At 59.7% G+C, this 12,935-nt stretch carries 14 protein-coding genes; 10 read left to right on the forward strand and 4 right to left on the reverse strand.

The genetic code is table 11. The annotated features are described in order from the left end of the window. Positions 1–21: 21 nt before the first annotated feature. From GO007_RS08365 to GO007_RS08380, 4 genes are read left to right on the forward strand one after another with little or no spacing between them, the layout of a single operon-like run. On the forward strand, positions 22–1,041 hold the full coding sequence (locus GO007_RS08365; protein ID WP_095100063.1) for an ABC transporter permease: 1,020 nt from the start codon (positions 22–24) through the stop codon (positions 1,039–1,041). Continuing rightward, positions 1,042–1,935, forward strand: coding sequence for a D,D-dipeptide ABC transporter permease (gene ddpC / locus GO007_RS08370; protein ID WP_095098305.1), 894 nt, complete (start codon positions 1,042–1,044; stop codon positions 1,933–1,935). Further along, positions 1,935–2,921 carry an ABC transporter ATP-binding protein gene (locus GO007_RS08375; RefSeq protein ID WP_095098307.1) on the forward strand — a complete coding sequence of 329 codons (987 nt, stop codon included), beginning with the start codon at positions 1,935–1,937 and terminating at the stop codon, positions 2,919–2,921. Before ddpC ends, GO007_RS08375 begins: the two co-directional genes overlap by 1 nt. Next, on the forward strand, positions 2,914–3,876 hold the full coding sequence (locus GO007_RS08380; RefSeq protein ID WP_095098310.1) for an oligopeptide/dipeptide ABC transporter ATP-binding protein: 963 nt from the start codon (positions 2,914–2,916) through the stop codon (positions 3,874–3,876). Before GO007_RS08375 ends, GO007_RS08380 begins: the two co-directional genes overlap by 8 nt. A gap of 72 nt (positions 3,877–3,948) precedes the next feature. Here GO007_RS08380 and exaC read toward each other — a convergent pair whose 3' ends face one another. Then, entirely contained in the window at positions 3,949–5,469 is a 1,521-nt protein-coding gene (gene exaC, locus GO007_RS08385; RefSeq protein WP_095098313.1) for an acetaldehyde dehydrogenase ExaC, read from the reverse strand. Positions 5,470–5,731: 262 nt separating this feature from the next. Between exaC and GO007_RS08390 the strand changes: the two genes are divergently transcribed. The 4 genes from GO007_RS08390 to GO007_RS08405 all read left to right on the forward strand — a co-directional run bounded on the left by GO007_RS08390 (position 5,732) and on the right by GO007_RS08405 (position 8,776). Beyond that, complete coding sequence (locus GO007_RS08390; RefSeq protein ID WP_095098316.1) at positions 5,732–7,513, forward strand: sigma-54-dependent Fis family transcriptional regulator; 1,782 nt, start codon at positions 5,732–5,734, stop codon at positions 7,511–7,513. Between the two features lie 123 nt (positions 7,514–7,636). Then, a complete protein-coding gene (locus GO007_RS08395) occupies positions 7,637–7,936 on the forward strand; it encodes an ArsR/SmtB family transcription factor (protein WP_095098319.1) in 300 nt (99 codons plus the stop codon). Between the two features lie 9 nt (positions 7,937–7,945). Beyond that, entirely contained in the window at positions 7,946–8,467 is a 522-nt protein-coding gene (locus tag GO007_RS08400) for a rhodanese family protein (RefSeq protein ID WP_095098322.1), read from the forward strand. A gap of 129 nt (positions 8,468–8,596) precedes the next feature. Continuing rightward, positions 8,597–8,776, forward strand: a complete 180-nt coding sequence (locus tag GO007_RS08405) for a hypothetical protein (protein WP_095098325.1) — start codon at positions 8,597–8,599, stop codon at positions 8,774–8,776. Between the two features lie 69 nt (positions 8,777–8,845). On the opposite strand, the gene stpA is transcribed toward GO007_RS08405, so the two are convergent. Beyond that, positions 8,846–9,244: a DNA-binding protein StpA gene (gene stpA, locus GO007_RS08410; protein WP_095098327.1), complete on the reverse strand. Its 399-nt coding sequence runs from the start codon at positions 9,242–9,244 to the stop codon at positions 8,846–8,848. A 788-nt stretch (positions 9,245–10,032) separates the two neighbouring features. Here stpA and alaE point away from each other — a divergent pair. Beyond that, entirely contained in the window at positions 10,033–10,482 is a 450-nt protein-coding gene (gene alaE, locus GO007_RS08415; RefSeq protein ID WP_095098329.1) for an L-alanine exporter AlaE, read from the forward strand. A 109-nt stretch (positions 10,483–10,591) separates the two neighbouring features. On the opposite strand, the gene GO007_RS08420 is transcribed toward alaE, so the two are convergent. Continuing rightward, a complete protein-coding gene (locus GO007_RS08420; protein ID WP_095098332.1) occupies positions 10,592–10,954 on the reverse strand; it encodes a DUF2002 family protein in 363 nt (120 codons plus the stop codon). Positions 10,955–11,170: 216 nt separating this feature from the next. Between GO007_RS08420 and GO007_RS08425 the strand changes: the two genes are divergently transcribed. Beyond that, entirely contained in the window at positions 11,171–11,497 is a 327-nt protein-coding gene (locus GO007_RS08425) for a DUF883 family protein (protein ID WP_095098335.1), read from the forward strand. A gap of 67 nt (positions 11,498–11,564) precedes the next feature. On the opposite strand, the gene pdxR is transcribed toward GO007_RS08425, so the two are convergent. Next, entirely contained in the window at positions 11,565–12,920 is a 1,356-nt protein-coding gene (gene pdxR / locus GO007_RS08430; protein ID WP_095098338.1) for a MocR-like pyridoxine biosynthesis transcription factor PdxR, read from the reverse strand. Between the last annotated feature and the right edge of the window lie 15 nt (positions 12,921–12,935).

The following is a 12,935-nucleotide window of genomic DNA, read 5'->3' on the forward strand; positions in this document are numbered from 1 at the left end:
GGCCCGGCAGAGGACGTCATGATGAGTTTCTGGGGTTTACTACGACAACGCAGCTGGGGACTGATCCTCGTCGTCGCCGGCGTATGCGCAATCACGTTTATTATTTCGCACCTTATTCCCGGCGACCCCGCGCGGCTGCTGGCGGGCGATCGCGCGAGCGATGAGATCGTGCGCCATATTCGCCAGCAGCTGGGGCTGGATTTACCGCTCTGGCAGCAGTTTTTGCACTACGTCAACGCGCTGCTGCACGGCGACCTCGGCACCTCTATCCGTACCGGTCGCCCGGTGCTGGAGGATCTGAAAACCTTTTTCCCCGCGACGCTGGAGCTGGCGATATGCGCGCTGTTTATCGCCCTGGTGGTCGGCATTCCGCTCGGCGTGCTCTCGGCGGTGTACCGCAACCGCTGGACCGATCATCTGGTGCGCCTGATGGCGCTGACCGGGATTTCCACCCCGGCGTTCTGGCTGGGGCTGGGGGTGATTGTCCTGTTTTACGGCAAGCTGAACTGGCTGCCGGGCAGCGGACGCCTTGACGACTGGTTTGACCCGCCGACCCACGTGACCGGTTTCTATCTGATCGACTCGCTGCTGGAAGGCAACCTGGAGGTATTCTTTAACGCGCTTCAGCACCTGGTTCTGCCGGCCACCACCCTGGCCTTCGTCCATCTGGGAATTGTTGCCCGCCAGATTCGCTCGGCGATGCTGGAGCAGCTCAGCGAAGATTATATCCGCACCGCGCTGGCCAGCGGCCTGCCGAAGTGGACCATCGTGATGCGCTACGCGCTGCCCAATGCGCTGATCCCCTCGGTCACCGTGCTCGGGCTGGCGCTGGGCGACCTGCTGTACGGCGCGGTGCTAACCGAAACCGTCTTCGCCTGGCCCGGGATGGGCGCCTACGTGGTCTCCTCGATTCAGGCGCTCGATTTCCCGGCGGTGATGGGGTTCGCCGTGGTGGTGTCATTTGCCTACGTGCTGGTCAACCTGCTCGTTGACCTGCTCTATTTATGGATAGACCCGCGTATGGGTCGGGGAGAAAGCTAAGTGATGATGACCCAGGAACGTCCCGGCGTCGGCGTGAAAATCAGCCGCAGCCACGCGTGGAAACGCCGCCTGTGGCTGATACGTAAAAGCCCGCTGACGCTGATCGGCGGCGGCATTATGCTGATCATGCTGTTCCTGATGATCTTCTCCCCTTGGCTGGTGCCGCACGATCCCAACGCCATCGATCTGACCGCCCGACTGCAGGCGCCGTCGCTGAGCCACTGGTTTGGCACCGACGAAGTGGGCCGGGATCTGTTTAGCCGGGTGCTGATCGGCAGCCAGCAATCGATCGCCGCCGGGCTGGCGGTGGTGCTGATCGCCGGGATCGGCGGCTCGCTGCTGGGCTGCCTCTCCGGGGTCCTCGGCGGGCGCAGCGATGCGCTGATCATGCGGCTGATGGATATCATGCTGTCGATCCCCTCGCTGGTGCTGACGATGGCGCTGGCCGCGGCGCTGGGCCCGAGTTTGTTCAACGCCATGCTGGCGATCGCTATCGTGCGGATCCCCTTTTACGTCCGCCTGGCGCGCGGGCAGACGCTGGTGGTGCGCCAGCACAGCTTCGTTGAGGCCTCCGTGACCTTCGGCGCCTCCCGCTGGCATCTGATCAGCTGGCATATCCTGCGCAATGCGCTGCCGCCGCTGGTGGTGCAGGCTTCGCTGGATATCGGCAGCGCCATTTTGATGGCGGCGACGTTAGGCTTTATCGGCCTCGGCGCCCAGCAGCCGACCGCCGAATGGGGGGCGATGGTGGCCAACGGCCGCAACTATGTTCTCGATCAGTGGTGGTACTGCGCCTTCCCCGGCGCCGCCATCCTGATTACCGCCGTCGGTTTTAATCTGTTTGGTGATGGGATTCAGGATTTACTGGATCCGAAGTCCGGAGGACGCAGCTAATGAATAACCGGGTTCTGACTATCGATAACGTCCGTTTAAGCTTCCCTGTCTACCAGGGCGCGGTGCATGTCCTGAACGCCGTCTCCCTGCATATCGACCGCGGTGAAATTGTTGGCGTGGTGGGCGAGTCGGGTTCGGGGAAATCCGTTACCGCGATGCTGGCGATGCGTCTGCTGCCGCCGGGCAGCTACCGGATTCACAGCGGCCAGGTAACCCTGATGGGCGACGATATCCTCGGCGCAACTGAAAAAGAGATGCGCGCTATTCGCGGCCGCAGGGTGGCGATGATTTTCCAGGAGCCGATGACCGCCCTGAACCCGACGCGGCGGATTGGCAAACAGATGGTGGACGTTATCCGCCAGCACCGTCCGCTCTCCGCCCGCGAGGCGCGCGCCAGGGCGGCCGCGCTGCTGGCGGATATGCAGATCGCCGACCCGCAGCGGGTGATGGAGCGCTACCCCTTCGAACTCTCCGGCGGGATGCGCCAGCGGGTGATGATCGCCATCGCCTTCTCCTGCGAGCCGGACCTGCTGATTGCCGACGAACCCACCACCGCGCTGGACGTCACCGTCCAGCGCCAGGTCCTGCGTCTGTTAAAACAGAAAGCGCAGGCCACGGGAACGGCGGTACTGTTTATCAGCCACGACATGGCGGTGGTTTCCCAGGTCTGCGATCGGCTGTACGTTATGTACGCCGGGGCGGTTATCGAAAGCGGTTCGACCCCGCAGGTGCTGCACCATCCGCTGCATCCCTACTCCGTCGGCCTGCTGAACAGCGCTCCGGATAACGGCGAACCGCGATCGCTGCTGCAATCGATTCCCGGCACGGTGCCAAATCTCGCGCGCCTGCCGGGCGGCTGCGCCTTCCGCGAACGCTGCTTCGCCGCCGGCGAGGGCTGCGGGATCGCCCCGATGCTGCGGCTAATCGAACCCACCGAACAGCAGGCGGCCTGCTGGTATCCGCAACGGGAGAACGCCCATGTCTGACCGGCTATTAATGCTGAACGATGTTCATCTTAACTTCCCGGCGCGCAAGAACTGGCGCGGTAAGGTCGTCGAGCGCGTCTATGCGCTAAACGGCCTGGATATGACGGCATATCGCGGCGAAACCCTGGGCATCGTCGGCGAATCGGGCTGCGGGAAAAGCACCCTCGCCAGGCTGCTGATGGGCATGCTCAAACCCTCTTCCGGCCAGTTCGAACGCGGCGGAGACTCCGCTGCCGGGCGCTCCGCCGGCAGCATGCAGATGGTCTTTCAGGACCCGCTCTCCTCTCTGGATCCGCGCCTGCCCGTCTGGCGGACCATTACCGAGCCGGTGTGGATCCAGTCCCGGCCCAGCGAGAAGGCGCGGCGCGAGCTCGCCGAACGGCTGGCTCTACAGGTTGGGCTGCGCCCGGAGTACCTCGACCGCCTGCCGCACGCCTTTTCCGGCGGCCAGCGGCAGCGCATTGCGATCGCCCGCGCGCTGTCGGCGAAGCCGGATATTATCGTGCTGGATGAGCCCACCTCGGCGCTGGATATTTCGGTGCAGGCGCAGATCCTCAATCTGCTGGTTGAGCTGCAAAAACAGCAGAACCTGACCTTCGTGCTGATCTCGCACAACGTCTCGGTGGTGCGCCATATGAGCGACCGCGTGGCGGTGATGTATCTCGGGCAAATCGTGGAAATGGGTGAGGCGCGTCAGGTCCTCGACGCCCCGGCTCATCCCTATACCCGGCTGCTGATGGATTCGGTGCCGCGCATTGGCATGCCGCTGGGCGACGCGCCGCGCAACACCGAGCTGCCCGGCAACCGGCATCTGCCGGAGGGCTGCTATTTTCGCGATCGTTGCCCCTTCGCCGGCGCAGGCTGTGAAAAGCCGCAGCCGCTGCGCCCGCTGGCTAACGGCACCTCGGCCCGCTGCTGGCAGGCGGAGGCCCTTGCCCGCGGCGGCGTAAACTAAAAAAACCCGCCACCTGAGCATAAGGTGGCGGGTTTTATCTACCGGTCACGGAGTGACGCGGCGGAGTTTCAATCAAAACAGACCGAGCGGCGCGGTGCCGTAGCTCACCAGCAGGTTTTTCGTCTGCTGGTAGGCGTTCAGCGCCATTTTGTGGGTTTCGCGCCCGACGCCGGACTGCTTATAGCCGCCAAACGCCGCGTGGGCCGGATAGACGTGGTAGCAGTTTGTCCACACGCGGCCCGCTTTAATCCCGCGCCCCATGCGATAGGCCAGGTTCGTGTCGCGCGTCCAGACGCCGGCCCCGAGGCCAAACTGGGTCTCATTGGCGATCGCCAGCGCTTCCGCTTCATCCTTAAAGGTGGTCACGCCGATTACCGGGCCAAAAATCTCCTCCTGAAAGCTGCGCATATCGTTGCGCCCCTTGATCAGGGTCGGCTGAATATAGTAACCGTTATCCAGCTCCGCGGTGATGCTGGCGCGCTCGCCGCCGGTGAGGATCTGACCGCCTTCTTCGCGAGCAATTTTAATGTACGACAGGATCTTATCGAACTGCTGACGCGAGGCCTGGGCGCCGATCATCGTATCGGTATCAAACGGGTCGCCGCGGCGAATTTGCGCGACTTTCGCCATCACCCGCTCCATAAACGGCTCGTAGATGGATTCATGGATCAGCGCCCGCGACGGGCAGGTGCAAACCTCGCCCTGGTTGAAGAAGCCGAGCACCAGCCCTTCCACCGCCTTCTCAATGAACTCGTCTTCACCCTCCATCACGTCGGCAAAATAGATGTTTGGCGACTTGCCGCCGAGCTCAACGGTACAGGGAATAATATTCTCTGCGGCGCAGGCCATAATATGCCGGCCGACCGGCGTGGAGCCGGTAAAGGCGATTTTCGCGATCCGTTTGCTGGTCGCCAGCGCTTCCCCGGCCTCCTTACCGAATCCCTGCACGACGTTCAGCACGCCCGGCGGGAAGATATCGCCGATAATTTCCAGCAGCAGCGTAATGCTGAGCGGCGTCTGCTCTGCCGGCTTGAGCACCACGCAGTTGCCCGCCGCCAGCGCCGGCGCCAGCTTCCACGCCGCCATCAGCAGCGGGAAGTTCCACGGGATGATCTGCCCCACCACGCCCAGCGGCTCGTGGAAGTGATAGGCCACGGTGGTTTCGTCGATCTCGGCGGTGCTTCCCTCCTGCGCGCGCAGGCAGCCGGCAAAATAGCGGAAGTGATCGACCGCCAGCGGCAGATCGGCGTTCAGCGTTTCGCGAATCGGCTTCCCGTTATCCCAGCTTTCCGCCACCGCCAGGTACTCGAGGTTTTTCTGGATGCGATCGGCAACTTCCAGCAGCAGATTGGAGCGCTGCTGGACCGACGTTTTCCCCCATGCGTCCGCGGCGCGGTGCGCGGCATCAAGGGCAAAATCAATATCTTTGGCATCGGAGCGAGGAAATTGCGCAATGTCGCTACCGTCCACGGGGGAGGTATTCATAAAGAATTCGCCGCCGAGCGGCTCGACAAACTTACCGTCAATATAGTTGCCGTAGGCGGATTTGAGTGAAACTAACGCGCCCGGGGTGCCAGGATGAGCATAACGCATTGCAATCTCCTTCTTGTAGGGTTGAGGCGCAGCGGCGTATTGGTTTTTTGCTCTTGCCTGCTGCATCAACGCTATTGCAGGGGTTGTGCCAGTTTTACCCTCCTTTAAAATAATAAATAAAATCAGATAATTAATAGCGAATTCTCGTCTGCATGGCGCCTGCTGCCGCATTGATTTCTGCTTCTGTGTCGCAAATCGCAACACATAAGAAACCGTAAAGCTACAATGTTGCAACATAACTCAGCCGACCATGAGGTGCTCCGTGCAAGGAAACCCGTTTACCCTCGCCCCGGAGGTAACAGCTAATCCGTTGCTCAGCGATTCGTGGTTTCGCAGCCAGCTGTATGGCCTGCAGCCCACGACGGATGACTTCCCGCGCCTGCGATCCGGCGAGCTGGCGGATCTGCTGGCCAGCCATAGCGGGCTGCAGCAGCTCGCGCAGCCGGTGATTAGCGCCCTGTCGCGTAAAGTCGCCGACCTGCAGTCGGTGGTGATCCTCTCCGATGCCAGCGGCCTGGTGCTGCAAACCTTCGGCAACATGCACGCCATGCGCAAGGCGCAGAGCTTTGCTCTCGCGCCGGGAAATTTATGGAGCGAGAGCGGCCGCGGGACCAACGCTATCGGTACCGCGCTGGCGATTGATGACAGCTGTGAAATTGACGGCCGCCAGCATTTTCTCACCAGTAACCAGGATCTCTACTGCGCGGCCATCCCCATTCAGAGTCCTGACGGGCAAATTGCCGGCGTGCTGGATATTTCCGGGCCGGCTCATTTCCCCCATCCGCATACCCTGGGATGGGTGAAAGAGGCGGCCAAACAGATAGAGTATCTGTGGGTAAAACAGAGTTTGCACCCGCAGCAGTGGCTGATGAGCCTGCACTCTCAACCGCAAAAGCTCGACAGCGTCGAAGAGCTCCTGCTGGTCTTTTCCGATAACGTGCTCACCGCCGGCAACCGGCTGGCGATGCGCGAGCTGGGGCTCGGCAGCGAGCAGCTGGGCCACATCACCTTCCAGCAGCTCTTTCCGCTGCTGACGCAAACCGCGGTCAGCGTTCCGCTGCCGCTCACCGTCCGGCGACAAAGCTACTATTACCGGTTACGCGCTCCCACCCGCAGCGCGGTGGCGGTAGCGGCCCCTCCCGGCGTCGACCTCCCCTTCGCCGGCCCGCGCGAGGGGGAAAAAATGCTGCGCCTGCTCAATGCCGGTATCGCGCTGTGCATTGAAGGAGAAACGGGATGCGGAAAAGAGTATGTCAGCCGTACGCTGCATCAGCATAGCCGCTGGCGCAGCGGTAAGTTTATCGCCATCAACTGCGCCGCTATTCCCGAATCGCTGATTGAGTCAGAGCTTTTTGGCTATCAGCCGGGCGCCTTCACCGGCGCCAGCAAAAACGGTTATATCGGTAAAATTCGCGAGGCCGATGGCGGCGTGCTGTTCCTGGATGAGATTGGCGATATGCCAATGCTGCTGCAGACGCGGCTGCTGCGGGTGCTGCAGGAAAAAGAGGTCACTCCGCTCGGCGCCAGCCAAAGCTCCCCGGTCAACTTCGCGGTGATCTGTGCGACCCACCGTAACCTGGCGCAGCGCGTCGCCGACGGCGAGTTTCGCGAGGATCTGTTCTATCGCCTGCGGGAATTTGCCTTAACCATTCCGCCGCTGCGCGACTGGCCGGCGCTCCCGGCATTTATCCAGCGGCTATGGCAGGCGCTTGGAGCGGGCCAGCGCCGGGTGCTGCTGTCGCCGGGCCTGCTGGAGAATCTCTCCCGTCAGCCCTGGCCGGGCAACGTGCGGCAGCTGCAAAGCCTGATGAAAGTTCTGCTGGCGCTGGCCGACGACGGCGCCCGCCTCGAGGTCGACGATTTACCCGCAGAGTACCGGGCGGCTCCGGTATCCGCCGCGCCGCGCGGGCTGCAGCAGCATGATAGCCAGCTGATTGCCGATACGCTGACCACCTACAACGGTAATATCAGTAAAGCGGCGCAGGCGCTGGGCGTGGCGCGCAGCACGCTCTATCGCCGGGCCGCGCGATCGGGACGCAATTAGCCCTCTGCGGGGCATCGCGCCCCGCGATCGCAGCGACGACGTCAACACGCCGCCCTTCGCGCTGGCGTAATCCGCCGCTTTATTTTAGAATAATCTAAATTTAGACAATGCTAAAATAAAGAGATGAATACACCACAGCAGCTGCAGGTCAGCGCCGGGGAAGCCGCGGCCCTGTTAAAAGCAATGAGTAACCCAAACAGGCTGATGATTCTGTGCATGCTTTGCGACGCGCCGCACGCCAGCGCCGGCGAGCTGGCGCAGATTACCGGCCTGAGCCCTTCCGCAACCTCACAGCATCTGGCGCGTATGCGCGACGAAGGCCTCATCGACAGCAGGCGCGAGGCGCAGCGCATCCATTACTTCATCACCGATCCTGCCGTCCAGCAGATTATCGCCACGCTGAAGGCCATCTATTGCCCTTAAGGAGCCGCCATGACTATCGCCACCCTTTCTCCTGAAGAAGCCCGGACGCAAATCGCCCGGGGCGCCAGATTAATTGATATCCGCGACGCCGATGAGTATGCCCGCGAGCACATTCCCGACGCCGAGCTGGTCCCGCTCAGCGCTCTGAACGGCGGAGCCACGCTGCAAGCCACCGCCGATCAGACGATTATTTTCCACTGCCAGGCGGGATCGCGGACGCAAAATAACGCCATTCGCCTGCTGGCCGCCGCCGCTCCGGCGCAGGTCAGGCTGCTGGCCGGCGGTATTCAGGCCTGGAAAGCGGCGGGCCTGCCGGTCAAAGAGGATAAATCCCAGCCGCTACCGCTGATGCGTCAGGTACAGATCGCCGCCGGCGGGCTGATACTCCTCGGCGTGGTGCTGGGATACGGCTTCGGCAGCGGCTTTTTCCTGCTGAGCGCCTTCGTCGGCGTCGGGCTGACCTTCGCCGGTATCACCGGCTTTTGCGGCATGGCGCGGCTGCTGGCCGTGATGCCGTGGAACCGACGCTGAGACCTACTCCTTCAGGTCAGTTGTCTCCTGCCGTTTGGCTGAGCTATGGTTAATATCCGCAATCGCGACGCAGGGTCACGGCAGGTAGCAGGATGAAGCGTCGGATTATTCATGCAGAGGAGAGAGATAATGTATTCACCGGGCGATCTGGTACAGCCGCGAACGGGCGGTCCAAAGCTTAAAGTGGTGGCCGTCGAGGGCGATCAAATTATCGCCGTGCAGGCCAGCAATGAGCAGGGCGAGAAATTTACCTTCAAATCGGCCGACGTTACGCCCTATACCGAAGACGGCGATTTCGGCGTTTGCTGATATTCACGGTGGGTAGCCCCACCGTGATTAATCTCTCCCGCAGCAAGGCTGCAGCTGCGGGGAGAAATATTAAATCAGGAAACTCTCCAGCGTTTTACCTGCGGAGATCGCGCGGGCAATTGGCTTCGGCATACGGCCCTGGCCCGTCCAGGTTTTTTCCAGGCCGTTAAAATCGATAAAACGATATTTTGCCGGGCGCGGCCGGCGCGCTTTCTTCGTTCCCGGCGACGTCTGCTGGCCGAGCAGCTCATCCGGCGTAATGCCATCGGCCATCATCAGCTCCAGCCAGGCACTCATTTTTTCCTGATATTCAGCTTTCTGCTCGCGAGCAGCCTGCTGCCGGGCGCGCTTTTCTTCAGTGACGGTCCTGAGCTTTTCCAGCATATCGTCAAGAACGTCAATGGAGAATTCACGCGTCATGACACGCAGCGAGCGGATATTATTCAGTTTGCGTAATATTAAAGACATAAATTTCCAAAAGACTCCAGCTAAAAAACGAAACAAAATTACGCCGCCATTTTAATGGCCGAGGTTATTTATTACCACCCTTAACATTCCCGCATAAATATATAAAGATAATTCCAGTGTGAATTATTTTATACACAAGCTGGACGGCAGGCCTGCGCGGATAGGGTCTGTTATAGCGCCGGGCGTTGCGAATTATTCAGATTAGCGCAACGGCAATCTGCTCGCTGAAATTACCCTGAGGGCCGCGTCGCGAAATGGAAAATAACCAGAAGGAGCGCGCGTGCTCCGTCATGCGGATATGGCGAGGATGCGGGGAGCCTTTGCATAATATCGCCAATGGCGAAGCGCGCCGCGCCCGCCAGCTTCTGCATAAACATTCATTAAAATCGAATGGCAAAAAGGAGTCCGTAACAGCATATTATGCTGGATTAATCGGCATAATATGCATAATAAATCTAAAAGTGATAAATATCACACCACTGCCAGAAAATTGCGCTGGATAAGGACTTACCCATCGGGGTTATCTTTTACGCAACATACTTATAACAACAATAACTTACTGATAATTAATGATAAAAATAAAAATCAGCATAAAACTAGCGAAACGCTCAGCGAACACTCTTCCGCAGAGTATTTTATAGACAAAAAGCCATTAAATAAAAATTTACAGCTAGTTGCCACCTACAAGCCAGAGATATAACCTACTCACATCAAAACACACAGCCCAAAAACGCTATAACAGCGCGCATTTTTTGGCGTAACAGACTTTATTTTCGAGGAGCATACCGATGTTCTCTGCGCAGTCCCGCTTGCGTCATGCGGTAGCAGACACCTTTGCGATGGTCGTGTACTGCACCGTCGTGAACATGATGATCGAGATTTTCCTCTCCGGAATGACTTTTGAGCAGTCGTTATCTTCACGTCTGGTCGCTATTCCGGTAAACATTATTATTGCCGTACCCTACGGTTTTTATCGCGACCGCGCGATGCGCCTGGCGCGCCATATCAGCCCGACAGGCTGGATGAAGAACATTGCCGACGTCGTCGCCTATGTAACCTTCCAGTCGCCGGTGTACGTCGCGATTCTGTTTGTGGTGGGTGCCGACTGGCATCAGATTGCCGCCGCGGTGAGTTCGAATATCGTCATTTCGATGATGATGGGCGCGGCGTATGGCTACTTTCTTGATTACTGCCGCCGCCTGTTCCGCGTCAGCGCCTACCGCCAGGCGAAAGCCTGAGCCCATAGCCAACCAGCGACTGGCAAGCGCCAGTCGCTTTCTGCATTCACATCCTTGTTATCATCCCTCAGCTGCGATCGGTTCGCACATCGATGCGGAAATCCGCTAGTTAATTATGGGACATCGTCGACTGCGCTTCGCCGAATAAGCCACTCAGAAAGCGCTCAAGCGCAATACGTGAACTGAATCCGTGTGGAATACCATAATGCTGCTGCGCATCACCGGCTAAATAGAGCGGGAACTGCTCGTAATGATCGCAGGTCTTGATATCCGAAGCGGGGTCCGCCAGCGTATTGCTGCGCTCTTTGAGCGCCGGATGAATAATTAAAGCGGTACGCCCCATGCGCGCTTCGCGGTTCACATAAACATAATTATCGCCACGGCGATAGCCGTACGCTTTTTGCGTCACAACATCCATGGTGAAGCCGGCTTTTTCAAGAACACGCGCCACCTCATCGGGTCTTAAATACATACTCATTCCTCGTTATCTTTTACCGCACATTTACCTTACCTTATTCATGATTGGCAGGGCTTTCGGAAAATTCCAGAAACCACGGTTTAAAAGCATAATTCAAAATCTTGTCCTACACTTAATCGCTCTACCCTAAATAATGCAGATTGCAAAGCGACAGCAACGTGAGTGCAACCTGAAGTATGGCGGGTATCGATGAAATTAAGGGAGAAATCAATGGCCAACCGTGTGAATCGCAACAATGTAGATGAAAGCGCTGAGGATATTCATAACGATGTCAGCCAATTAGCGGATACGCTGGAAGAAGTGCTGAAATCGTGGGGCAGCGATGCAAAAGACGAAGCGGAGGCTGCGCGGAAAAAGGCGCAGGCATTGCTGAAAGAAACCCGCGCGCGCATCAACGGCAACAACCGCGTGCAGCAGGCCGCGCGTGATGCCGTCGGCTGTGCCGACACCTACGTGCGCGACAAACCCTGGCAAAGCGTCGGCGCCGCCGCCGCAGTTGGGCTATTTATTGGCGTATTGCTGAATTTACGCCGATAATATAAACGTAAGACGAAGATAACAAATACGCGTCAACCCCTGTATGCCGTCGGTATGCGGGGGTTTTTTATTTCTCGCCGATAGCCAGCCTGAGCTGACCCACGAGGTCAGCAGCCATCTCTGGTGACGTCAGGTTGGTAAAACTGACCAGCAGCCCTCCCTCCCCGCGGCTTTGCATCCGCCAGTCGCTCAGCGCCTGAACGTCCAGCCCGGCCTCCCTTGCCCGCCGCGCCAGCAGCCGATCGTCGCCGCGCGTCGCAATAACCAGCTGAATGCCGCCCAGCTGCGGAACCACCGCAAAACCGGCGGCCGAAAGCGCCGACTCCAGCCACTGACGGCGCAGGGCGTAGCTGGCGCGCATTTTTTTCAGATGGCGCCAGAAATGGCCTTCCTGAATAAAATCAGCCAGCGTCTGCTGCCACAGCGTCGGAACGCTGCAGCTCATCAGCTCCGCCTGGCGCCGGAATGCGGGCACCTGCGGCGGCGGAACCACCAGCCACGCTGTGCGCAGCGCGGGGAATAGTGATTTGCTGAACGTCCCGCAGTAGATCACGCGCTGCGGAGCATCGAGGCTTTTCAACGGCGGCAGCGGCTTGCCCCGATAGCGAAACTCGCTATCGTAATCATCTTCGATAATCCAGCCGTCATTTTGCGCCGCCCATGCCAGCAGCTGCCTGCGTCTTGCAAGCGAGAGCGCAACGCCGGTCGGGCTTTGGTGAGCGGGGGTCAGCAGCGCGAAGTGCGCGTCCGGAAAGTGACGCAGAGCGTGCTCCACATCCATTCCTTCATCATCCACGGGGACCGGATTAATGATGATATTTTGCCCCGCGATCGTCGGGCGGATAAGCGGAAAACCGGGGTCTTCCATCCACATTGCCTGTCCGGGCCGCGCCAGGGTACGCAGGATCAGCGTCATTGATGCGGCATAGCTGCCGGTTACCAGCACCTGCTCCGGCTGGCACTCAATGCTGCGCGAAAGGCGTAGATAATCGACAATCGCCCGACGAAGGATCGGTTCGCCGCAGGGCTCACCCGGCGCCAGATCGAAGCGGGTTTGCCTGCGCAGGCGGCGGCCCATCACCCGCGCCCACAGGCCGCGTGGAAAAAGATCCAGCGCCGGAAGGCCCATTTTAAACGGCAGCGGCGCGGCCGGCTCGCTGCCCGTCGCCAAACGCGTCGGCGCCTCCTGCTGCGGGCTGAGACGCTCGCTGACGAAGGTTCCCGCCTGGCCGCGCCGTTCGAGCCATCCCTGGGCCACCAGCTCACCCCAGGCATTTTCCACCGTCGCCCGGGATACGCCAAGCTCCTGAGCATATACCCGGCTGGCGGGCAGGCGGCTGCCCGGCGGCAGCTCGCCGCGCTCAATGGCGGATTTGAGCTGGCGGGCGATACGCTGGTAGTGCGGCGCTTTTTTGGCTTCCATTATGGTCTGCTTTTT

Origin of the sequence: Klebsiella sp. 10-1 (genome assembly GCF_009758445.1) — a bacterium.
In the GTDB taxonomy this organism is placed as follows: Bacteria; Pseudomonadota; Gammaproteobacteria; order Enterobacterales; family Enterobacteriaceae; genus Klebsiella; species Klebsiella scottii.

Coding starts and splice junctions, on each gene's coding strand:
- GO007_RS08425 (WP_095098335.1), top strand. CDS start 11,171: ATGGCCAACCGTGTGAATCGCAACAATGTAGATGAAAGCGCTGAGGAT.
- GO007_RS08365 (WP_095100063.1), top strand. CDS start 22: ATGAGTTTCTGGGGTTTACTACGACAACGCAGCTGGGGACTGATCCTC.
- pdxR (WP_095098338.1), bottom strand. CDS start 12,920: ATGGAAGCCAAAAAAGCGCCGCACTACCAGCGTATCGCCCGCCAGCTC.
- exaC (WP_095098313.1), bottom strand. CDS start 5,469: ATGCGTTATGCTCATCCTGGCACCCCGGGCGCGTTAGTTTCACTCAAA.
- GO007_RS08375 (WP_095098307.1), top strand. CDS start 1,935: ATGAATAACCGGGTTCTGACTATCGATAACGTCCGTTTAAGCTTCCCT.
- GO007_RS08400 (WP_095098322.1), top strand. CDS start 7,946: ATGACTATCGCCACCCTTTCTCCTGAAGAAGCCCGGACGCAAATCGCC.
- GO007_RS08380 (WP_095098310.1), top strand. CDS start 2,914: ATGTCTGACCGGCTATTAATGCTGAACGATGTTCATCTTAACTTCCCG.
- GO007_RS08420 (WP_095098332.1), bottom strand. CDS start 10,954: ATGTATTTAAGACCCGATGAGGTGGCGCGTGTTCTTGAAAAAGCCGGC.
- stpA (WP_095098327.1), bottom strand. CDS start 9,244: ATGTCTTTAATATTACGCAAACTGAATAATATCCGCTCGCTGCGTGTC.
- alaE (WP_095098329.1), top strand. CDS start 10,033: ATGTTCTCTGCGCAGTCCCGCTTGCGTCATGCGGTAGCAGACACCTTT.
- GO007_RS08395 (WP_095098319.1), top strand. CDS start 7,637: ATGAATACACCACAGCAGCTGCAGGTCAGCGCCGGGGAAGCCGCGGCC.
- GO007_RS08405 (WP_095098325.1), top strand. CDS start 8,597: ATGTATTCACCGGGCGATCTGGTACAGCCGCGAACGGGCGGTCCAAAG.